We start from the raw sequence: 21,575 nt of genomic DNA, 5'->3' as shown, positions 1-21,575 counted from the left end.
CTGCTTATTGAAACGCTGGAAAACCGATGACAAAATGGACGATAAGAAAGACCACGATCATGAGGCCGAAGCCGCCAAAAAGACCAGCAAATGCTTCTCTGACCGTTTCTTCCTCTTCCGTTCGTTTTTTACCCACGATTTTCTCCTCCTCTCCCGTTAAAATGGGAAAGTGCTGTTTCGTCTAGTAAACAACAAAGCGCCTGTTATAAACAGACGCTGAGGACCTATTTCCTGTGTAACATTGTGAAGGCTACCAGGGAATCAGCGGGCCGATGAGAAGCAGGCCGACGATGAGACCGATAAAAAAGACGACTACGTAAAAGAACACGGGCTTCCCTTTCATGCTGCACCTCTCCTCTCCAGCAGACAGTTGTTGGGGACGCGGCAGTATGGGAAGGATCTGCTTGGGTGTGGTTTTTCTTCATGTACCCTTTAGAAAATAATGACAAACAATTCTACACTTCTAATGCAGTGCGGAAGCCTCGTGCAGCGTAGTAAGAGTCTGCCCCATTGTGGTAGGTGAACACATGGCCGTAACGGCGGTCCCCAAAAAGCGCTCCGCCTCTGCTGCGGATATCTGCCGGCGTGTCCAGCCAGCTGGATGTTTTCTGATCGACGTGCTCTTTTTCCTGCAGCTGCCGGTACTGATTTTCCGTCAGCAGCGTCACGCCCATTTCGCGGACAAGATCGACGGCACTGGTTTCCGGCTTGTATTTTTTTCTGGACTCCAAGGCTTCCCTGTCATAGCAGACGCTGCGGCGTCCTTTCGGGCTTTCCGCGACAAAGTCCATGAATAAATACGTGCTGCGTTCCGGTACGTAGCAAAGAACGTCCGGCTCTCCGCCGGTTCGCTCCATTTCCGAAAGCGCAAAGCATTTCTGCGGATCCAGTTCGAGCTTCTGTTGAATACCTTCCCATTTCAATCCTTCATGCCGATGCATGTTTTCTTCAAACCGCTGCTTCAGTTTTTCCAACAGTACAGAGCGTGCCTCTTCTGTTAGCTTCGACGTGTAATCAGCCATTTGCATTTCCTCCAGTCGTGTCGATATGTGTCACATTTAGTATACACTGTTTTCATAAAAAGGCGTATACCCTAGATTGCTTCTCTTACACGACGATGAAAGTCATACGCCTTTTGACGTGGAAAAACCCCGAGACGCATCTCGAGGGTTTTATCTTCTGCAACCTGTCAGGCTTTTTCACTTCCCGCTTTTTTTCTGCGCCCTGCAAGAAGCATACCGCCTCCGGCAGCTGCTGACAGCCCGAGCATGGTGTAAAGCAGACCGTTAGTCGCTGTATCCGGCATTTCGTCGCCTTCCTCGGCCATTTCCAGCTGACCGCGGATTTCACCATCCGGGAATGTTTCCGTATGAAGGTTTGCATAAATATTTCCGGCTACCAGCTCCATCGAAAATTCTTCCCAGCTGAGATCGCCGACAAGATCATCTTCAGTAAGTGTACCTGAAGCGATTTCACCATCGTAATCCATCGGCTCATCGTTTTCAAAGAGGAACAATTCTACTGGACCATCTTCTCCAGCCGGGCCGCTATGTAAATGCCCCGCCAGTGTGTCTGTTAATCCGGACGCTTCTACTTCAAAGTAGAGAGAGTCTCCGTCCTCGCTGACATCAACATGGATGTGGCCGCTAGCATCACTGTCTACGTCCTGAACTTCCTGCTCAGGAGTCAGCTCCCCCATGAACGACTGGCCTTCATGCGCTGCCGAAACAGCTCCGGTAAACCCGACAAACGCGACAACTGAAGCAGTAGAGACGATCAATGCTTTTTTCATTTTCTTCACTCCTCTTCCAATTTGCCGCATAAAGCCGGCTGCTTCTTCTATTTCCATTTTCAGAAAAATGAAACGCTTTCAGAGGAAGAGGTATCCATATTACGCTTTATTTACCAATATCTTTCCTTTTCAGCCTGTCATTGTGGAAGAAGTGGAAAGTGCTGCAGGCGCTTCAGATGAAACGCTTCGAGTGTGCGAGCGAAGTTCTGGTCCTCATATCCACGCTCCTGAAGCTTAATCGCACCAGCAGCCAGAGACAAGTGATGTCCGAACAAATAATAGTGAAATCTGTTTTGATCGCAGGTAGCTGGTGTTTCCCAATACGGGTATCGAAAAGACATGAAGGACAGCTCGTATTCCCTGTCGTAATAGCGGGCTCCTTCGATATCAATCAGCACGGGCTCGCCTGATGAAGAGCGAAGCAAATGATTCGGACCGAGCTCTCCGTGTACAAACGCATAGTTATTCCGAGGTTCGATATCCGCAGCCAGCAGGCTGAGACGAGAGTGCAGCGCGCTAAGAGGAAGCTTCCTTTTTGAAGAGATAAACTGCAGGTTAGTGTATGCTTCTTTTTCATGAGGCTCGATACAGCTTCCAGCTTCGGGAGAGCGAACAGTTCCCCACGATTTCCGGGTCAGTTCGTGCAGGGCCATTGCTACGTCAACGGCTTCCGCCGAAACTTTCTTTTTATCCGCTTCCGTGCCACGTTCCAGTTCTCTCTGAAAATCCGGTCCTGTTATACATTCGACAAACGCCGTTCGTGTTTCGTTTGAAGCATAGTAAATGTCTGGCACAGCTATACCGGCAGAGCGAATCTGTTTACCATTGTCCAAAAAGCTATCGATGCTGAAGAGGTGCTTACTTGTTTCCATTTCTTCCTGAAACAGATTCTTGTCGTCATCCCACGCATAGTGTAAAAACATAAACCCATTTGAACAGGTGATACGGTGAACGGTTTTTTGCGTGCCGCCTCTCACCGGCGTGACTGATGTAACGAGGTAATCGTTCCCAAATACTGCTTTCACTGTTTCCGGTATCGTCATTTTGTTCCTCCTGCTCTGCTGTTTCTTTCCTGTATGAGGGATAAGCATGACTATTGTTGTCAGGAACCTGGTTCCTGCTTTACGAAAATATCATAGTGATACGCCACTTCCCGTTCCCCCAGCTTGTCGTAAAGCGCCACTGCCGGCGCATCGCCTTCGTCAGCCTGGATAAATACGGCGGAAGCCCCGAGTTGTTTTGCCTCCTCGACCACATATTGCAGAAGCTTTGTTGCGATCTTTCTCCTGCGGTAAGCTGCATCAACGGCCAGATCATAAATGTACACTTCACACGTTTCACGCTCCAGCTTGTGCATCACATATGCTGTTAAACCCGCTACAACTTTTTCTTCTATACACGCTGCGCATACGAGCGTGTCTTCCTTACGAAGCTGCCGCAGCAAATAAGCTTCTGACGGCGGCTTAGCCAAATACATGTCATGCTCGTCAAATGCTTCTGCGTAGAGCCGGTTCAGCGCACGGAGACTGGCCACGCTTTCTGAGTCCGGCGTCAATCGTTTTAATACAAGTTCACCGTTCATCGAAACCCTCCTTCATGCTGAATGCCTGTCTTTATCCTATCAAAAAAGCCCGATCAAATGAGACCGAACTCATGAAAACAGCTGCAGAGGAAGGTAATTGCAGCCGGCATGATAAAAAACGGAGAAAGGGGCATTCCCCTTTCTCCATACAGAGTGTTCATAAAGTCATTTTAAGTGAATAACGTTGCATCTGCCTGTATCTGCGGACACTCGCTTTCCGGAGGGAACGGGCTCAGCTAACCGCTTCCTTCTTCCGTCCGCCGGATCTTCGCCTCGTTCTGATCCTCCAGGAGTCGAGCTCCTTCGACGTCGGCAGCTGGCAGTACGGTTCATATGTGTGGTTAGGCCTGCACGATCGGCTTCCATACGGATAGAACCTTCCCTATACGACGTTTCGATGTTGAATAGGGATGCCAATTCTTCCTACAATTCCGTATAAAAGGTTAAAAAAAGCGGTCGCACCTGCCTGTCGTGACGTTGTTCTCCATGAATCAGAGCCGTTTCCCCGATGTGTCCGGCGGGGACGCCCGTGGGATCAGCGCAGTCTGAAGATCCTTTCTCAGGGGTCGCCCTGAGAAATAGCTGAAGGCCAGCCCACGGCAGGCTCGGTAAGCGGAGGGGAAATACAATCAAACGAACAAATATGTAAGTTGAAAGACTTTTTCAACAGCCTGAACGGAGAAAGGGGCATACCCCTTTCTCCGTACAGATTTTGATTCATATGCAATTTACAGGTCCAGCGTTTGCGGAGGGTCTCCCTTGCCGTTCATCAGACGGACGCGCTCCGGCTTTATTTCGAGGAAAATCAGCTTCGGATCATCTTTCCCTTCAAACCAGTTATCAAGATCTTCAAACCACAGCTCTTCAATCAGGTTTTTATCATCGCGAATCTCCGCATTCCCGGTGACCTCGACGTACTCATCACCGAAGCCTTCTCCCTGATAGCCAAGCAGGACGTGCACGTTTTTGTTCTTCTCAATTTCCTCGGTTTTATACGTTTCTTTGTTTGTCGGCGTGTAAAGCGTCATATCCTTATATACAAACGTCATGTAGCGAGCGTACGGCTGGTGATTTTCCACCGTGGACAAAACGCCTGTTTTATTCTCATCCATAATTTCTGCTATGCGTTGTTTAAGCTGATCCTGGTTCATGTGCAAAAACCCCTTTTCCAATAGTTTACCTGCTAAAGCACTCATTCCTGTTTTTCAATTAAGGTAAACCATCCAAACTTCATATTATCCAAGTAAAGCACCTTCAATTTTCTGACTTTTTTAATCCCGACAAAATCTATTTACTTTATATAGATTAAGCGATATTCTAGTAAACAGATGAGAGGAGAGATGATGATGAAAAAGGTAATTGGACTTAGCGCGCTGGTGCTGCTTGGGGCGTGCGCAGGTGAAGGAGAGCCTGTTAACAATACGGACGAGACTTCTGAGAATACCGAAGCGAGCGGAGCTGATGCTTCGAATGAGGAGCAAGCCGATCCGGACGCGCTTGTGATTAATATGGCCTCGGACGTAAGCTCGCTTGATCCGCATTTCGGAAATGATCATCCGTCGCTGAACGTGAAACGGACGATTTACGATACGTTGGTATCGACAGATGAAAACCTGGAGCTGGAGATGAGTCTCGCAGAATCGTTTGAACAGGTGGATGATACGACGTGGGAAGTGGTGCTTCAGGAGGGAATTGAATTTCATGACGGTTCCGAACTGAACGCAGAATCGGTAAAGCTGAACATTGAGCGGATGCTAGATCCGGACCTAGCCTCCCCCGTTGCATTCATGTTTGACATGATCGAAGAAGTAGAGCTCGTTGATGACTATTCCCTGCTTATTCATACGGAGTATCCATTTGCGCCGCTCCGTACCCACTTCGCTCATCCTGCCGGCCAGCAGATCAGTCCGCTTGTCATTGAAGAAGACTACGCTGCCATAGAAGAAGGCGCGGATCCTGGAAGCGTTGTGAACGAAAATCCAATCGGGACCGGTTTTTATGTTCTGGCAGAGCAGGAGCCTGGTTCTTCGTATGAACTGGTCCAAAATGAGAACTATTGGAACGGGAAACCCGGGGCAGAAACGCTGACGTTTGAAATTGTACCGGAGGATTTAACCCGCGTTGGTCAGCTGGAAACGGACTCTGCACAGATCATCGGACACTTAAATCCAAACGATGTGCAGCGAGTCGAAGACAATGAAGATACAAAGGTCGCCCGCTATGAGAGTGCATCACTTGCCTACTTAGGATTTCAGACCGAGGAAGAGCCGTTCGACGATCCGCTTGTACGTGAAGCAATCGCGCTTGCAGTGAATAAAGAGGACATTGTCAATTCGGTGATGAACGGAACAGCCCAGCCCGCTAAAGGACCGCTTGCCCCTATAGTATTTGGAGCATCCGATCAGCTGGAACAAATTGAACAGGACATGGAAACAGCTCAGGATCTGCTGGCAGAAGCCGGATTTGACGAAGGCTTTGAGACAGAGCTGTGGGTCGATGACTCCCGTGCCTGGCAGGACGCTGCGGAAATAATTCAGGCACAGCTCGCTCCGATTGGAATCACTGTAGACATCATCTCGATGGAATCAGGCGTTCACCGCGATCACCTGAATGATGGAGACGCACCGATGTTTATCAGCTCCTGGGGCACCGTGACCGGTGATGCCGATTATGGATTGTATCCGGTATTCCATTCGGAGAGCCGCGGCGTTTCCGGAAACCGTACGTTTTATGAGAACAGCGAAGTCGATGACCTGTTGGAAGCTGCCCGTCAGGAAAGCGATGAAACGGAGCGCGAGCAGCTTTATTTCGACGCACAGGAGCTCATTATGGATGACCTGCCGCTCGTGCCGCTTTATCACATCGAACACCTCGCCGGCCTGCAGGAAGACGTGGAAAACGTTGTGATTCATCCAAGCAGTCTGTACGATATGTTCCCCGTTACACGATCTGAATAAAAAAACGACGCCCTGGGGCATGTTCCCCCGGGCGTCGTTTTTCGTTAAAATGATTGCTCGTACCACTCTCTCGAAGCGTCAATTTCCGTGCCGGTCAGCTGATGGCCGTTCGTTTCCACCTTCATGGAGACCTCGGCACCGTTTTCCTGCAATATATCCCGTAGCTTTTCCGTTTCATCCATCGGCACCATCTGATCGTTGATCCCGGCGCCGATAAAAACGGGCACGTTGGAGAGATCAGGCACCACAGCATCCTTGTTTGGAATCATCGGATGGTACAGGATCGCACCAGCGAGGCTGCCTTTGATTTTCAGAAGCAGATTAGCGGCAATATTCGCTCCGTTTGAGTACCCGACGGCGACCACGCGGGAAGGATCGAATCCATAATCGTCCGCTGCCTGCTTAATGAATTCAAAAAGTTCATCGGTGCGGTAGGCGAGGTCCTCCTGGTCAAGAATGCCCGGTGCGTGACGTTTGAAATACCGTGTCATCCCGTTTTCTGATACGTTGCCGCGGACGCTTAACACGGAAGCTTCTTTATCAATCATGGAGGCAACCGAGAGTAAATCGTGCTCTGTCCCTCCTGTTCCGTGCAGCATTAATAAAACCGGCTTGTCCTCATGACCTTGCTGATAGATATGCTTCATGCTTTTTCTCTCTTCTGAATAGGTACTGTAAACGGCAGCACATGCTGCTCAATTTTTTTACGCTGCGCTTCGAACTGCTCCGGCAGCTTCAGCTCTTCCCCGAGCGCTTCGATTGGCTCATCTCGCATAAATCCTGGTGGATCGGTTGCAATCTCAAACAAGAGATGTCCACGCTCCCGGAAGTAAATTGCGTTAAAGTACTGACGGTCGCGCACGTCGGTTACACCGTAGCCGAGGTTGCGGATGTGCTCCTGCCATTCGATCTGCTCGGCGTCGTCCGCAGCACGCCAGGCGATATGATGGACCATGCCGACGCCCATTTCGCCGCTTCCGACCGGCGTTTGTTTAATATCAATGATATTTCCGAGCTCAGCTGGCGCTTCGTAGCGAATATAGTCGCCGTCCTGTCCGATGAGCTGCAGACCCATGCCTTCTGTCAGCAGCTTTCCTGTTTGCTCAGGCCGGGAGGAAAGCAGAATCGCACCACCAAAGCCTTTGATCGCTTCATTGGACGAAATATTTTCCGTCTCCCAGTCGCTTTTGCTGCCTCGGTCTCTTGCCACGATTTCCAGCTGAAGACCATGCGGATCTTCAAACGCAAGAAACGTCTCGCCAAACCGTACTTCTTTTTGTACGTGTACGTTCAGATTCGTCAGTCTGTTTTCCCAAAAAGCAAGAGCGCCTTCCGGTACGACGTAAGTGGTGACCCCGACCTGTCCGCTCCCGATTTTACCAGGGAAGGCATTCGCCCAAGGAAAAAAGGTGATGATCGTACCCGGTTCTCCTGTCTTATTGCCGAAATACAGGTGGTAGGTACCTGGATCATCAAAGTTAACCGTTTTTTTAACGAGCCTGAGCCCGAGAACGCCGGCATAAAAGTCTGCGTTCTCCTGCGGGTGCCCCACAATAGCCGTAATATGATGGATTCCCTGTGTTCTCATGTCTGCTTCACCTCTTCCTTTTTGTTTCGGACAGAGCGCATTGCTTCTGACCAGTCGTTTACCTGATCGAGCATTTGGCCGACCGTTTTCCGCTGCACGTCTGCCGGCTTAAATACAGAGCCGTTTTCAAAATCAGTGAACAATGACAGCGTCGGATGAGCTCTTACGTCTGCAACCATCAGCTCTCCGAGAATCCCGCGCAAATGCTCCGCAGCTCTTGCACCTCCTGCCGCACCATACGAAACGATGCCAGCTGCTTTGTTGTTCCACTCTGATTTCAAATAATCCATGGCGTTCTTTAATGCGCCGCTGATAGAGTGATTGTACTCCTGCACGATAAATACGAATCCGTCCTGAGCCGCCACGTCTGCTGCCCAGTTTGCCGCTCCGGATGCATCTCCGCCCGGTTCGCCAAGCAGCGGAAGCTTATAGTCAGCAAGATCCAGAATCGTGTATTCTGCATCGCCTCTTTCGTCTCCAATTGCCTTTACCCATTCCCCTACTTGCGGGCTGACACGTCCCTCTCTCGTTGATCCTAAAATAATGCCGATTTTACGCTTTTCCATAATTATATTCCTCCTCAAGGGTTTTGTCTCGAATTCGAGATAATTGGTTAAAAAAATACTACTCTTCTGCTTTTCGACCAATTTGCTTTAATGTGCTGATCATCGACTCCAGCTGCTCGGACTCCACTTCAGCAAATAAGCTTTCCACGTTTTCTCGATGCCGGGAGAACGCTTTATCGATTAATGCACGTCCGTTTTCTGTCAGCTCGGTGTACGTGATCCGCCTGTCTGTCGGGCATGGGGAGCGCCTGACGAGCTGTTTTGCTTCCAGCTTATCGACAACGTACGTGATACTTCCGCTTGAAATGAGCACTCGCCTGCCAATCTCCTGCGTTGGCAGTGCGCCTTTATGCAGCAGTAGTTCCATCACCGAAAACTCTGTTGGATTCAGTCCGGCCTTCGCTGCATCGCGCTTAATACACGAGTGTACCGAATCATGTGCTTTGATAAGCACAGCAACTGCTTTCAAACAGGCAGCAGGCTCCATCGCCATCCCTCCAGTCTTTTATCTCGAATTAAATTATCTTGAATATGAGATAATCTTATCACGCTTATTATTTGTTGTCAACTTACTTTATGTAAGTTTTTAGTTCGTATGAAAATGAAGCAGATTGGGTTATACTGGTAGCAATGCTAGACAGCGATGGAGGGTATTCATGATGTCTTCACAGGCCGTGTCGTTTGGAATCACAGCAGCGATTGTTACCTTCCTTCTTGGAGGGGCCGGAGTTTATCTCGTCACGAACTTTCTGCTGGGTCTTATCGCCGGAAAGCTTTTGGAGAATTAGGAGGGTATCGTAATGTATATGCACTTTGGAAAAGAAGCATCCGCCTACGGGAAATACCGCAACGATCTGCCAAGTGACCTTTTTTCCAGTTTAAAACAGCGAGGCGTTTCCTTTCACAACGCCGTAACGGTGGACATCGGAGCCGGAACGGGTGTGCTCAGCCGGGCCCTTGCCCGGGAAGGGGCGGTCGTAACAGGCGTTGAGCCTTCAGCGGAGCTCCTGAATGAAGCGGAAAAGATGCAGCGTCAATCCGGAACGAGCCTCTTTTATGCTTCCGGATCTGCAGAAGAGCTGCCTGCTGCAGATGACTATGCAGATATGATTACAGTTATGCGGGCCTGGCACTGGTTTGATCGCGAAAAAGCACTGCAGGAAATCAGCCGTGTGCTCCAACCGAATGGTCACCTGCTCGTCATGGACGCTGGCTTTCAGACAGGAACTGACATTGTCGACAAGACGATTACGTTTTTAAAAGAGCGTCTTCCAGAAGGCTCTGTCGTCCCCGCTGGTGCCAAAGCAGAATCCGCACAGCGGATTCTTGGCTTCCCGGTTGAATGGTTTGAAGAATGGCAGTCGCATCAGCTAGCGCTAAAAGAGCTTTATTCTCTTGACTACAGCGTTTCGTTTACAAACACCGAGTGGTGCGGACGACTCAGTTCCATCTCCTGGCTCGTGTCTCAGGAGGAAGAGGTTCGCAGAAAAGTGATGGAGGAGCTTGCTGAAATGCTCGTGAGCGAGCATCCTGCAGCGGTACACAGTATCCCACATACGTGCAGCATTGCCATTCTGCGCAAGCAAGCGACCTAGCAGCCCGGCACTTTAAATGATAATCATTTTCAATTAGTATAGGATTCCCTTCACTTATCTGGTATGATAAAGACCGATGACTGGAGGGATCTTTTATGTTAAAACGGTTTATCCGTTATTATAAACCGTACCGAAAGCTGTTTACGGTGACATTTATCTGTGCTGTATTTGTGGCACTGCTCGAGCTTGCGTTTCCATTGATTGTCAACTACGTAGTGGACTCACTCCTGCCGACCGGCAACCTGACGCTTATTATCTGGGCAAGCGCTGCGCTGTTCGTCATTTACATATTCAACTCAGGCGCCCATTACGTCGTCACCTATTGGGGGCACCGGCTCGGGATTAATATTGAAACCGACATGCGTGCCGAGCTGTTTGAGCACGTACAGAGGCTGTCGTTTACCTATCACGACAACAATAAGACCGGACACCTGCTCTCCAATCTGACGAACGATCTGTTTGAAATTGGCGAAGTTGCGCACCACGGTCCGGAGGATTTATTCATTGCGTTCATGACGCTGATCGGCTCCTTTGCGGTCATGCTCTATATTAATGTAGAGCTCGCGCTGCTCACATTCTTCGTCGTGCCGCTGCTCGTCTTTATCGTCGTATACTGCAACCGGAAGATGGCACAGGCGATGAAGTCTATGTTTGTGCGCATGGCTGATTTTAACGCGCGCGTGGAGGATACGATCGGCGGAATTCGCCTCGTGCAGGCGTTTGCCAACGAAAAGCATGAACGGCGTCTGTTCCAAAAGGACAACCTGAAGTTTAAAGAAGCAAAAATCTGGTCGTACCGTATTATGGGGATCAACAACTCGCTCAGCTACATGATGATGCGGGTGATGACGCTGTTTGTTCTGCTCTGCGGCGCTTATTTTATCGTTCAAGGCACATTATCGATCGGCGACTTCATGGCTTTCATCCTGCTGACGAACGTCTTTTTCCGCCCGATCGAAAAAATCAATGCGATTATCGAGAGTTATCCGAAGGGCTATTCCGGATTCAAGCGCTTTCTCGCCATCCTTGATACGACCCCGGATATAGCAGATAAGCCCGACGCGAAAACGGTGGAGGTCGTTCACGGCGATATTGCCTATGAAGGAGTCCGCTTCGGCTATACCGAAGCCCTACCGGTGCTGGACGGCATCGATCTCTCCATTCGGGCCGGGGAAACCGTAGCCTTTGTCGGGCCCTCCGGCGCCGGTAAAACGACACTGTGCAGCCTACTGCCGCGCTTCTATGAAATTCAGGATGGCAGCATCACCGTTGACGGCATCGATATCCGTGACATGAAGCTCGCTTCTCTGCGCCGGCAGATCGGCATCGTCCAGCAGGATGTCTTTATGTTCTCCGGCACGCTCCGGGAAAACATCCGCTACGGAAACTTGGAAGCTGACGATGCAGCGATTTTAGAGGCGGCGCGTCGTGCCGAGCTGGAAAGCTTTATCACCGAACTTCCAGACGGTCTTGATACGGTCGTCGGTGAACGGGGCGTGAAGCTCTCAGGCGGTCAAAAGCAGCGCCTCTCCATTGCACGCATGTTTTTGAAAAATCCGCCGATTCTCATTTTGGATGAGGCGACGTCTGCTCTGGATACAGAAACAGAGGCATCGATTCAACGCTCACTCACCGAACTTGCAGAAGGACGGACGACGCTGATCATTGCGCACCGGCTGGCAACGATCCGCCACGCCGACCGCATCGTTGTTGTTACAGAAAACGGGATTGAAGAAGAAGGCAGCCACAGTGAGCTGCTCAAGCGCGGCGGTCACTACGCACGCCTGCATGACGTACAGACGGTGTTTGTATAAGCATGAGAAAAAAGACAGCATCCCGCTTCGGGACTGCTGTCTTTTTCAGCGTGTTGATAAAGTCATTTTAGGTGAATAAGATGGCATCTGCCTATATCTGCGGACACTCGCTTTCCGGAGGGAACGGGCTCGGCTTTCCCTCCTGCTGTCGGAAGCGCTGGATCTTCGCCTCGTTCTGATCCTCCCGGAGTCGAGATCCTTCGATGCCGGCAGCTGGCAGTGCGTTTCATGTGCTGGTTATGAACGCACGATCAGGTTCCATACAAGATAGAACTTCTCCATGAAACGTTTCGATGTTAAGTGGGGATGCCAATCCTTCATCGAATTCATGATAAATGGAAAAAAAGCAGTCGCCTCTGTCGTGACGTAGTTCTCCATGAATCAGAGCCGTTTCCCCGATGTGTCCGGCATGCCCTTGGAAGCCGCGCCATCCTACTACGCCATCATCCCGTGCCTTTCTTCCCTTCATACAGGAGTCACCCCGAGAAATAGCTGAAGGCCAGCCCACGGCAGGCTAGGTAAGCAGAAGGAAAATACAATCAAACGAATAAACATGTAAGTTGAAAGACTTTTTCAGGTTGATATGCTTCGCCTGCGATTGATCCTACTGCGGCGAACATTGGCTGCATAAAAGATCGTGTTTTCGTTACAGCTGTTTCAGTCCGGTCGGCTTAAACGTTTCCCGCTCATGGCTCTCGTTAAGGAAGCGAATATTCATGATTTCACGAGCGATTTTACAGGGATAGCTGCATACGTTCCAGAATGCTGTGTGCTTCCGCATTGCCTACGCGCGCTGCAATTGGGCTCGCACGATACGTATTTCCTGTTGATAATAATCGATATGGCCTTCTTTCTTCATGCGCTGGAACGCAGTTTCACCGGCAGCTGCCTTTGCTTCGATGGTCGCACACAGACTTTCCAGACGCCGCACAAGGATATCGGTAACATCAGCCGGTTTAGGAGCACCGTAGCCTTCAAAAAAGAGGTCGAGCCTCCGGATTCGTTCATCATTATTATGTGTCCTGCTTCTGCTGCCGAGCGGCACGCACGTATAGGCCGTATACGAAGCATCCCACATCGCTGTACCAGGACCCGCCATATCAAAATCAATCACGCCTGCCGGCTGCTGATCCTGAAAAATCAGGTTGTAGAAGGCAAAATCACGGTGACAAATGATATCCGGCTCATCTGGTGACAGCGGCATCGTTTCCCAATTGCCTTCAAGCGGAAAGTCGCTCACAGCATCATGATACTGGCGGAGCATGCCGGCGATCCGGATAAGCGCCTCATCCCGCCACATCCACGAAGCTCCCGGATAGTCCGCCGCAACACCTTCTATGTAGGTCAGCATTTCCCTGTTCTGATCGTCGATTCCTAAAAAGCGAGGTGTAAACGGCACCTGCTTCCGTTCCAGGTGCAGCAGGAGCCGGTGCACATCACGGCTTCCGCTGCGAAGGCTTCTGCGCACCGTGTGCCCGATCCGGACGACGGCCGACACATTACCGCCAGTTAACGGTTCTTCTCTGTGAGAATCCATGTCGCCCTCCTCCTTCAATCAGCTTTATGGCTGGCTGACGGCGTACCCTGATGAAAGGCGAGCTGCCAGCGTCCATCGATTTTACTCCAAATCGAACTTCGGTACGTCTGTTTTTGCTGGGTATGATCCACGAGGTAATAAACGGCGAGTACGGTATTCTCCGCAAGCGTTCGCACCTGATAGTCATGCATCGTCATCTCGGTTACGTGCACCCCGCTTTCCAATACCTCTCGTTTTCCGTACTTTCGGCCAGAGCTGCCTATTTCGATAAAGGAATCGGCAAGCAGCTCGCCAAGCTGTTTTATATCACGCCTGACGTCAGGCCGGATATGGGTTTCCTCGAGCTCGCGAATGTGTGCGCTTAACTGATCACTCATTACAGACTCCTCCAATCAGGTGCTGGCTGAGGTTCTTCCTCTTAAGCCCGTATAGCCTATGTCATAGTTGTTCAGATGTAGCTTATACTCCGTAAAACAACAAACCGCCGAAGATCCCGATGATGACAATCAGCCAGGCCGGCCGCTTCCAGTAGACGAGCAGCATGAACAACACGGCTGCAAATGCGAGATCGCTTCCGTTTTCGATCGCTGATGTGAAGACCGGGCTGTAAAGGGCTGCAGCCAGGATACCGACGACAGCTGCATTAATGCCGGCTGCAGCTGCACGCATGCCGGGCGCCTGCTGCACCTTCAGCCAAAGCGGCAGCACGCCAAGCAGAAGCAGAAAAGCTGGAGTGAAGATCGCGATCGTTGCCGTCAGAGCCCCCGGCGCTCCGTCAATCACCATGCCGAGATAACTCGCAAAGGTGAACAATGGACCGGGAACGGCCTGAGCTGCGCCGTACCCTGCCAAAAAGTCACTTTCTGAAATTAAACCGGTCGGTACGACTTCACGCTCGAGCAGCGGAAGGACAACGTGTCCACCGCCAAATACGAGCGCTCCGGCCCGGTAAAAGCTGTCGGCGAGCTGAATGTGCAGGCTGTCCGTTGCTGCGCGCAAAATCGGCAGCAGCGCCAGCAGACCAGCAAATAAAGACAGGCAGATCGCGGAAAATTTACCCGAGAGCTTCAATGGCAGCGTTTCAGCCTTTGGTAAATCCTGATCGCGGTACAGCCACCAGCCGATCAGACCGGCAGCAACAATCACCGCCACCTGAATCCAGACAGCAGGAACGAGCAGAACAGCCACAAACCCAAGCACCGCAATCGAGGCGCGCTGGCTGTCGGGGGCCAGATTTCTGCCCATTCCTAACAAGGCATGAGCGACGACGGCGACGGCAACGATTTTTAAGCCGTCAATGATGCCAAGATCGATCAGTCCCTGCTGCTGAAAGCCGACGGCAACCGCCATTAACAGCAGTACGGATGGCGTTGTGAACCCAATGAAGGAGATGAATCCCCCCAGCGTTCCGCCTCGTGCCATCCCGATGCCTATCCCTACTTGGCTCGAGGCCGGTCCGGGCAGGAACTGGCACAATGCGACGAGATCGGCATATTGTTTATCCGTGAGCCACTTTCTGCGGTTCACATATTCTTCTTTAAAATAACCTAAGTGTGCGACCGGTCCCCCGAAGGAGGTCAGTCCGAGCCGCAGCGATACGAGAAATATCTCAAGCCACGTTTTCACTATGTAACATCCCTTCTACGTTGGTTCATACAGTTTGCGGAGAACAGCCAGTGCTTCCTCCTGGATAACCGCCTCAGGCCTATAGCGAAGGATAGTCCGCTGCGCTTCATCCACCGAATTTGCTGCTCCCGTTTCCATTAGTACTCCCGCTGCTACACTCCCGGTGCGGCTCTTTCCACCCTGTCAGTGAAGCACCGCGCGGTTTCCATTTTGCAGTACTTCAGCGGTATATTTAATAGCCCGCTTCAGCTCCTGTGGATCAGTCGGACCACCGTTTGCAAGTGAGAACGAAACGGATTCCTCCGTTACGGGGGCTTCCGCTCGCAAATCGATTACGACTTCCGGACGCAACTGCTCGATTTTCTTAGGTGCTTCCGGTGCAGCACACATCGTTAAACTGGTCATAAGTTCTTCTGCATTCATGCCTTCTGCCTCCTGACGCATAGTTGTACTTTATCCAGTTTATCATGGGAGAATGAACGTTTTTGTAAAAAACGGTTAACAATTTGGTATGTGGAAGCTTTTTTTACCTGCAGGAGGTTGTCAATCCAAAAAAGCTGCCTCCCAATGTAAATGGAGACAGCTTTTACAGGGCTGGAGCACGAATTAATCGATGCTGTGAATCGATTTGGCGAACGTGATGACGACCAGAGCCTGTACGCCCATCAGAATGGCCCCGCCGATCATAATCGTATCAATTGCCAGACCTGCAGAAAGCAGCAGCGATGTCAGTAAATAACTGACCGGCACCAGCCCCAGTGCTGCAAACGTAAGCATGCTCATGACACGGCCAAGGTAGTCATCGGGCGTATTCGCCTGAATGGCAGAGATGAGCGGTATATCGATTACCGAAATCAGCATGCCGACGAAAGCAATAAAGACAAGACTCCACAGCAGATCAGGAGCCAGTCCTAAGCCTAAGAATGCAAGTGCCAGCAGCAGGATACCAGACAGTGCTACCAACCCGCGCTTTCGCTGAATGTTCAGCACCCCGACGAGCAGCGCCCCAGCAAGCATACCGGCTCCGCTCGTGGCGTTTAAGTAGCTGTAGGTCAGCTCGTCCCCACCTAAAATCAGGTTCGCGTAAATTGGCAGTCCCATCACAAACGGTCCGACTAAGAGCAGATTTAAGAAGACGGACGTCATCATGAGCGTCAGCAGAAAAGGCCGGCTTCGCATGTAGCTGAATCCACTTTTTATAGCATGCAGCACAGATTCTTCTCGATTCGATTCCTCAGGTACATCGATGTCCCGCTTCAGTCTCCAATCGATCGCAGCTGCTGCAAACAGCATAATGGAAACAACGAAAAACATCAGCTCATAACTGCCGAATCCGATCAGAAAGCCAGCGAGCATTGGACCGGCTATTAACGTCGCGTTGTTCGTCAGCTGAACAACGGAGTTTGCTCGCGTTAACTGCTTTTTACCAACAATTCCAGGCAGCACGGTCTGACTTGCGGGCCAGAAAAACGCATCCAGCAATCCGAACAAAAGAGCGAGCACGATCAGCACCCAGATGTTCACGAGCTGAAAGACGAGCAGGACAATGATGCCAATCAGCAGAATGGCCTTTGTTAAGTCTGAAACGAGCATGATCACCGCACGATTCACACGGTCTGCAAGCGCCCCGCCGATCAGCATAAACACCAGGCGCGGCACGGAGCTTGCAAAAAAGACGAGACCGAGCATCGCTTCCAGTCCGAGTGAGTCGACGACGTACCAGTTCACCGCAAACAGAAAAAACGACACGCTTAATCCAGACGCCAGAAATGTTAAAAAGTACAGGATAAAGGCACGATTGCGCCAGAGGCTTTTCTGTTCCATCGCCGTTCTCCTCCTCTTTATTGAGCAAACATACGTTCCACCTGAGCCATGACGCGCTTTATTTCATCAGCGTTTACTTTGTAGTACACCCTGTTTTCTGCCCGGTCTGATGTGACGAACTGATGACTTAGTAAAATGGCCAGATGGTGAGAAATCGTCGAGTTCGACACACCGAGCGCTTCCGCCAGCTCATAGCCGTAGTGCGGGCGCTTTTTCAACAGGCGCAGCAACCGGAACCGCCGCTCATCCGTCAGCACCTTCAGCAGACCGAACAGCTCCTCTTCGTTCAGCTTCGATTCCATCAGAGAAAACCGCTGAATGCCGATGCTGAAATGCACCGTGCGCTCTTTAGACACATCCGCCAGCATAAAGCCGATATTCAGCGAAAAGGATGGATACACGTGGATGACGTCCACGTTATCTACATCCACATAGTCAGCTACGAGCCGTCTAACGGGGTGCTCCGGATCGTTCGGCTGCTCAAGCAGCTCCGCACGGTACGCAGCCGCTGCAGCGAGTGCTTCCTCACGAATCGGCTCGTAATAGGTGGCGTACATTTCATCTATAAGCGCAGCAAGCTCGTCTTTTAAGGCTTCAGGCCGGTCCAGGTAGTAAAACAGCTTCCATTTTTCTTTCGCCGGAACAGCAAGCTGCTCGACGAGCCGTTTGCCCTGATCGATATCCGTTCCATCATACGTGGTGTCCGTGAAGGCACGGCTGAACATGCTGCTGCGGATGACGTTGTTATCCAGCTTCCGCAGCTTTTCGCTGAACGCACTTGCCGAAAGCTCCGGCTCCCCCTCCAGCAAAATTGGCAGCAGTGCCGGGACAATCGCGCTGTCTTCATTCATAAACACCTCCAGCCGCTCGTGCTCCGCTGCTGAAAGCCGCTGCCGAATCTGATCCAGCTTTTGCTCTGCCGGATCATGTTTGAGCATCCTTTCAACCAGCTCTTCATCTTCTTTTCTGCCGCTATTATGAATGACATACATAAAGCCTGTTAAATCAACCGCTTCTGACACGTGTACTTTCAGCTCCATTTGGCTTCACCTCTCTTGTTCGATTTTTATCGAATGTATTATTTAATTCATATTAAACTACAAATATTCACGTATGTCAAATGTTCATTTCGATGTGCATCGAATGTAAGGTCAACTAAAAAAGCCGCTGCGCGAAGCCGGCTTTAGCAAGGGGACTATGAACCAGTGTTAACCCAACATAAAACGAGTGCTTTACTCCGCAAAAAGGTCGAGGGCGATAGTTATCGTATCCAGCAGCCATTAAAACATATCTAATCGTATTTCCTCTTCAATCAGTACCTCTTCTTCCGTGTCGACTACCTGCAGATCCATAAATAAGCCGTGACGTTCCGGGCGCTCCGCAATCCAAACGCCGGTCTCCCGCGCACGATCATCAAGCTGCACGATGTCCGAACCAATATGGACTGCCGCTGGCGCCGGCTCTGTATCCAATGGAATCCGGCCGTACAGCAGCTCACTGTCTCCTACCTGCATCGGGACAGCGACTGTATGTGACGGAATATTTTCCCGCGTTCCTTCGATCCTCCAGCCGAGCAGACCCTCGGTGAAGACCGCAAGATTCGGCATGTCGTTTTTCCGATAGGCGTAAATAGCCGTCCCATCAAATTTCCATTCCTGGTACACAAGATCCGGTGACTGAAAGCCCTCTTCCTCCGAAAAGTCGTAAAACGCTTCTTCCGGAGAAGCTCCTCTTCCCGGCAGCATATTCACGACGGCTGCTACAGCAAGAATTGCAATCATCAGCAGAAGGATCCCGGTGATAAGTTTCTTTCCCATGATGCCATCCTTTCTGTGCTCCTCTGCTTTAAGTTTTCCAAACTTCCCATCATATGTCAAACAAAATAAAGGAAATCTCTTTCCATTTCATGTACAATGGAGGAACAGTTTCTTTACGGCCGCACGTTTTATCATCGAGCCGGTGCTACTCTCTTACCCGCTGACCGCCCGTTGTTACACATCGGACAGGTCGTTCACAATAATGGAATGTGGATGAAAGGAGCGTCACATGAAAAAACGGATTTTACTTATACCGGCCTCCCTTTTCCTGGCTGCGTGCTCAGAACCAACCGAGGAAGACGTCGTTGAAATGGGAGAAGAGCATGGTCTCGAGGTCCTTACGGTCGAACGTGATCCGGAGCGCGAAGATCCTCCTTCCTTAAATCATGACCAGGTGGAACAGCTGTTTCAGGATATCGGTAACTCGCTGGAACATGATTCCCTGCAAGGAACGGAACGGTTTTCTGAAACACACGAGGAAGAGGCTCTCGTCGAAGCGGAGCCTATTACGTTCAGCTCACGAGACGAGTCTGATTCCAACAGCGAATCCGTTGCAGCCAACGTCGCCTTTGATATTTGGATAGAAGATGATCAAGCAGACATAGATCCCGACAACGCAGTGATCCAAAACCTTGTATTTGAAAGCTCCGGCATCACCGCTCAGGAATGGGAATCCATGACCGGGGCTGCCATGATTGATGAAGAAGGAAACCTCGTTTTTTCGAATGAAGGCAGGTGGAAGATCCACTTTCTCTATGGGGACATTGAAGTGGCTTTTTTTGTCGCCGACGGATGGTCTCTTACGATGAGCCCGGATGACCTTCGCGAGAAGGCTGCTTACGGTGCTACAGACGGGTGACTGAAACAGATGACCGGTACCCGCCTGATTCACACGTTTACGAAAAGGACTGATAGGATGGAAAAAGCAAGCATTCACCCATTGATTCTCGTGTCGCTCGGGATTAGTGTTATCGCGATGGTGCGCTTGGCAGTCGAGCAGTTTTCAGCTCAGGAAACCGGCTACGGCATTGTCTTTGCACTTCTCGCGCTCTTGTTTTCCGGGCTGATTGTGTATGGAATCATTCGCAATGTTAACATGAAAAACGAATCAAAAAGGCTTCAGGATAAAAGCTCCTGAAGCCTTTTCTCGTTCTTATTGATAAGCCGGCCGTCTCCACCAGTTTGTCTGCGGAGCGGGAGCGTGCCAGGCCGTGGTCTCTCCGATATGCGGAGTCAGCAGGTTGACATCCTTGCGCTCTGCTTCTGCCAGCGCCCGTTCAGCCGGCTCTTCCCAGCTGTGGAAGGAAAGCGTAAACCCAGCCCAATGGGAGAGCATCATGCTGCGGCCTCGTACGTCTTCAAACGCCTGAACCGCTTCTTCCGGTGTCATATGCACACCTTCCCAGCGGCTGTCGTACTGGCCTCCTTCCATGACAGCCAAATCGAATGGGCCATAGACATCCCCGATCTCTCTGAAATGACTCCCGTAGCCGCCGTCTCCGCTGATATAAAGTCGGCTCTCACTGCCGGCGATCACCCAGCCGCCCCAAAGCGTGCGGTCCCGTGCAGCCATCGTTCTGCCTGAAAAGTGATGCGAAGGCGTGAGGGCGACCTGCACGTCCTTTACATAGGTTTCTTCCCACCAGTTCAGTTCTTGAATCCGTTCCTGGCTCACGCCCCAGCGAACAAGATGTGACGCAACACCGAGAGGCACAATAAACCGCTTCACTCTTGGAAGCAGCGCCTGAATCGTCGGATAGTCCAGATGATCGTAGTGGTCATGTGTAATCAGGACGGCATCGATATCCGGCATCGACGGAATCATCGACAGCAAGTCCCCTGTAAACCGCTTGCTTCCGGTTCCCGGCAGCGGTGCCGCAGCGGGACCAAACATCGGATCGACCAGAAGGCGGATGTCATCGATATGCACGTAGTAGGAGGAATGACCGAACCACGTCACGCTCTCCTCCTTATCCCATTCTGGCGTCTGAACCGCCAGCGGTGCAAACGGGCTTCGCACATCCCGGTCGCGAAACAGGTCTCGTGTCATCGTGTACAGATCGCAAGGGTTTACGGAAACGGCTGACGCACGCTTGTTATGGAACCTGCCGTTATGAAGATTCGGAGCGTCCTTAAAGGAATCGCGGTGTGCTTTTCCAGGAGCCTGGCCGAATCCAGGGTGCATATTAATCGCAATTGCTGCAGCGGTGGCAGCTGCTAAACCTACTGTAAGTGTTTTTCTCAGCATAAGCGGATGTTCCTTTCTGCAGTCAGGATTAGTCTTATCTTAGCTGGAAATCAATCACTTCCGCAAGCGAAGTGGATTTACACACGTTGAAGGAAAGCCTCCGCGTTTAGCGAAAAACCCTGCTGGGAAAGGAATAGAAAAACAGGAGCGGATCACTATGTTCTTATTGTTTATTCTTGCAGCGATCGTCGGCATTTGGATCGTGATCCGTCAGATCGTGAAGAAGCTCTTCCGGATTGAGGACGCCGATAACGGCTTTTTCAGCTCTCCTTACGATTCCGTGCATCAAAAATGGAAATACGTGTCTGCAGCTTTATACATCCTTTTGGCTTTCGTTTTTGCTGCTGGTATATGGAATGAAGCCTTTCTTGTTTATGCACTCGGCGCTCTCGTCGTTGCCGTCATGATCGATGCAGCCGTGCAAATGTACATGGACATCAACAAAAGCGGCCGCCCCAGGATTGCTGCGCTGACACTCTGTGATACGGTGATTATCGTCGCGGCGCTATTGTTCAGCATCACCAGAATATGATTTTTTCAAAATCGTGAAACCACTTCTTCTTCCTTTCCGTAGAAGAAACTGACAATTCCCAGAATTTGATACAGCAGCAGACACAGAAAGGACTGGA

At 50.8% G+C, this 21,575-nt stretch carries 26 protein-coding genes; 7 read left to right on the top strand and 19 right to left on the bottom strand.

From position 1 onward, the window contains the following. Positions 1-4 precede the first annotated feature (4 nt). The 6 genes from ACFO4L_RS01590 to ACFO4L_RS01565 all read right to left on the bottom strand — a co-directional run bounded on the left by ACFO4L_RS01590 (position 5) and on the right by ACFO4L_RS01565 (position 4,525). Complete coding sequence (locus tag ACFO4L_RS01590) at positions 5-136, bottom strand: hypothetical protein (protein ID WP_377907889.1); 132 nt, start codon at positions 134-136, stop codon at positions 5-7. Between the two features lie 319 nt (positions 137-455). Continuing rightward, on the bottom strand, positions 456-1,022 hold the full coding sequence (locus ACFO4L_RS01585) for a DUF4256 domain-containing protein (RefSeq protein WP_377907888.1): 567 nt from the start codon (positions 1,020-1,022) through the stop codon (positions 456-458). Positions 1,023-1,189: 167 nt separating this feature from the next. Beyond that, positions 1,190-1,792, bottom strand: a complete 603-nt coding sequence (locus tag ACFO4L_RS01580; protein ID WP_377907887.1) for a CHRD domain-containing protein — start codon at positions 1,790-1,792, stop codon at positions 1,190-1,192. 137 nt (positions 1,793-1,929) lie between these two features. Beyond that, positions 1,930-2,835 carry a phosphotransferase gene (locus tag ACFO4L_RS01575; RefSeq protein ID WP_377907886.1) on the bottom strand — a complete coding sequence of 302 codons (906 nt, stop codon included), beginning with the start codon at positions 2,833-2,835 and terminating at the stop codon, positions 1,930-1,932. Positions 2,836-2,894: 59 nt separating this feature from the next. Then, positions 2,895-3,374: a GNAT family N-acetyltransferase gene (locus ACFO4L_RS01570; RefSeq protein ID WP_377907885.1), complete on the bottom strand. Its 480-nt coding sequence runs from the start codon at positions 3,372-3,374 to the stop codon at positions 2,895-2,897. Positions 3,375-4,102: 728 nt separating this feature from the next. Then, on the bottom strand, positions 4,103-4,525 hold the full coding sequence (locus tag ACFO4L_RS01565) for a pyridoxamine 5'-phosphate oxidase family protein (protein WP_377907884.1): 423 nt from the start codon (positions 4,523-4,525) through the stop codon (positions 4,103-4,105). Between the two features lie 195 nt (positions 4,526-4,720). Here ACFO4L_RS01565 and ACFO4L_RS01560 point away from each other — a divergent pair, with 195 nt between their 5' ends. Then, positions 4,721-6,331, top strand: a complete 1,611-nt coding sequence (locus ACFO4L_RS01560) for a glutathione ABC transporter substrate-binding protein (protein WP_377907883.1) — start codon at positions 4,721-4,723, stop codon at positions 6,329-6,331. 44 nt (positions 6,332-6,375) lie between these two features. Here ACFO4L_RS01560 and ACFO4L_RS01555 read toward each other — a convergent pair whose 3' ends face one another. From ACFO4L_RS01555 to ACFO4L_RS01540, 4 genes are read right to left on the bottom strand one after another with little or no spacing between them, the layout of a single operon-like run. Next, a complete protein-coding gene (locus tag ACFO4L_RS01555) occupies positions 6,376-6,978 on the bottom strand; it encodes an alpha/beta hydrolase (protein WP_377907882.1) in 603 nt (200 codons plus the stop codon). Continuing rightward, a complete protein-coding gene (locus ACFO4L_RS01550) occupies positions 6,975-7,919 on the bottom strand; it encodes a ring-cleaving dioxygenase (protein ID WP_377907881.1) in 945 nt (314 codons plus the stop codon). Before ACFO4L_RS01550 ends, ACFO4L_RS01555 begins: the two co-directional genes overlap by 4 nt. After that, positions 7,916-8,485: an NADPH-dependent FMN reductase gene (locus ACFO4L_RS01545; RefSeq protein WP_377907880.1), complete on the bottom strand. Its 570-nt coding sequence runs from the start codon at positions 8,483-8,485 to the stop codon at positions 7,916-7,918. Before ACFO4L_RS01545 ends, ACFO4L_RS01550 begins: the two co-directional genes overlap by 4 nt. A gap of 58 nt (positions 8,486-8,543) precedes the next feature. Next, positions 8,544-8,972, bottom strand: a complete 429-nt coding sequence (locus ACFO4L_RS01540) for a MarR family winged helix-turn-helix transcriptional regulator (RefSeq protein WP_377907879.1) — start codon at positions 8,970-8,972, stop codon at positions 8,544-8,546. A 169-nt stretch (positions 8,973-9,141) separates the two neighbouring features. Between ACFO4L_RS01540 and ACFO4L_RS01535 the strand changes: the two genes are divergently transcribed. From ACFO4L_RS01535 to ACFO4L_RS01525, 3 genes are all read left to right on the top strand, one after another. Further along, on the top strand, positions 9,142-9,273 hold the full coding sequence (locus ACFO4L_RS01535; protein ID WP_377907878.1) for a hypothetical protein: 132 nt from the start codon (positions 9,142-9,144) through the stop codon (positions 9,271-9,273). 12 nt (positions 9,274-9,285) lie between these two features. Continuing rightward, complete coding sequence (locus ACFO4L_RS01530) at positions 9,286-10,080, top strand: class I SAM-dependent methyltransferase (protein WP_377907877.1); 795 nt, start codon at positions 9,286-9,288, stop codon at positions 10,078-10,080. Between the two features lie 95 nt (positions 10,081-10,175). Next, complete coding sequence (locus tag ACFO4L_RS01525; RefSeq protein WP_377907876.1) at positions 10,176-11,894, top strand: ABC transporter ATP-binding protein; 1,719 nt, start codon at positions 10,176-10,178, stop codon at positions 11,892-11,894. Positions 11,895-12,678: 784 nt separating this feature from the next. Here ACFO4L_RS01525 and ACFO4L_RS01520 read toward each other — a convergent pair. The 8 genes from ACFO4L_RS01520 to ACFO4L_RS01485 all read right to left on the bottom strand — a co-directional run bounded on the left by ACFO4L_RS01520 (position 12,679) and on the right by ACFO4L_RS01485 (position 18,698). Continuing rightward, positions 12,679-13,431: a phosphotransferase gene (locus tag ACFO4L_RS01520; protein WP_377907875.1), complete on the bottom strand. Its 753-nt coding sequence runs from the start codon at positions 13,429-13,431 to the stop codon at positions 12,679-12,681. A 14-nt stretch (positions 13,432-13,445) separates the two neighbouring features. Continuing rightward, the gene (locus ACFO4L_RS01515; RefSeq protein WP_377907874.1) at positions 13,446-13,808 is read right to left on the bottom strand and encodes a nuclear transport factor 2 family protein; all 363 of its coding nucleotides are present in this window, start codon (positions 13,806-13,808) and stop codon (positions 13,446-13,448) included. Positions 13,809-13,890: 82 nt separating this feature from the next. Then, a complete protein-coding gene (gene chrA / locus ACFO4L_RS01510; RefSeq protein WP_377907873.1) occupies positions 13,891-15,057 on the bottom strand; it encodes a chromate efflux transporter in 1,167 nt (388 codons plus the stop codon). Between the two features lie 15 nt (positions 15,058-15,072). Beyond that, complete coding sequence (locus ACFO4L_RS01505; RefSeq protein WP_377907872.1) at positions 15,073-15,195, bottom strand: hypothetical protein; 123 nt, start codon at positions 15,193-15,195, stop codon at positions 15,073-15,075. A 45-nt stretch (positions 15,196-15,240) separates the two neighbouring features. Next, positions 15,241-15,480 carry a hypothetical protein gene (locus ACFO4L_RS01500; RefSeq protein WP_377907871.1) on the bottom strand — a complete coding sequence of 80 codons (240 nt, stop codon included), beginning with the start codon at positions 15,478-15,480 and terminating at the stop codon, positions 15,241-15,243. A gap of 183 nt (positions 15,481-15,663) precedes the next feature. After that, on the bottom strand, positions 15,664-16,881 hold the full coding sequence (locus ACFO4L_RS01495; RefSeq protein WP_377907870.1) for an MFS transporter: 1,218 nt from the start codon (positions 16,879-16,881) through the stop codon (positions 15,664-15,666). Between the two features lie 17 nt (positions 16,882-16,898). Beyond that, positions 16,899-17,921, bottom strand: a complete 1,023-nt coding sequence (locus ACFO4L_RS01490) for an ArsR/SmtB family transcription factor (RefSeq protein WP_377907869.1) — start codon at positions 17,919-17,921, stop codon at positions 16,899-16,901. Positions 17,922-18,161: 240 nt separating this feature from the next. Further along, positions 18,162-18,698 (bottom strand): hypothetical protein, encoded by a 537-nt coding sequence (locus ACFO4L_RS01485; RefSeq protein WP_377907868.1) that lies wholly within the window; start codon positions 18,696-18,698, stop codon positions 18,162-18,164. A gap of 229 nt (positions 18,699-18,927) precedes the next feature. On the opposite strand from ACFO4L_RS01485, the gene ACFO4L_RS01480 reads away from it, so the two are divergent. Both ACFO4L_RS01480 and ACFO4L_RS01475 read left to right on the top strand, forming a co-directional pair. Then, complete coding sequence (locus tag ACFO4L_RS01480; RefSeq protein ID WP_377907867.1) at positions 18,928-19,557, top strand: hypothetical protein; 630 nt, start codon at positions 18,928-18,930, stop codon at positions 19,555-19,557. Between the two features lie 57 nt (positions 19,558-19,614). Next, a complete protein-coding gene (locus tag ACFO4L_RS01475; protein WP_168006135.1) occupies positions 19,615-19,836 on the top strand; it encodes a hypothetical protein in 222 nt (73 codons plus the stop codon). 15 nt (positions 19,837-19,851) lie between these two features. Here ACFO4L_RS01475 and ACFO4L_RS01470 read toward each other — a convergent pair whose 3' ends face one another. After that, entirely contained in the window at positions 19,852-20,946 is a 1,095-nt protein-coding gene (locus tag ACFO4L_RS01470; RefSeq protein ID WP_377907866.1) for an MBL fold metallo-hydrolase, read from the bottom strand. Between the two features lie 157 nt (positions 20,947-21,103). On the opposite strand from ACFO4L_RS01470, the gene ACFO4L_RS01465 reads away from it, so the two are divergent. Further along, entirely contained in the window at positions 21,104-21,478 is a 375-nt protein-coding gene (locus tag ACFO4L_RS01465) for a hypothetical protein (protein WP_377907865.1), read from the top strand. Positions 21,479-21,575: the final 97 nt, after the last annotated feature.

Origin of the sequence: Bacillus daqingensis, from assembly GCF_042654445.1 — a bacterium.
Lineage (GTDB): Bacteria > Bacillota > Bacilli > Bacillales > Salisediminibacteriaceae > Alkalicoccus > Alkalicoccus luteus.
This window is presented reverse-complemented; position numbering and strand designations above follow the sequence as displayed.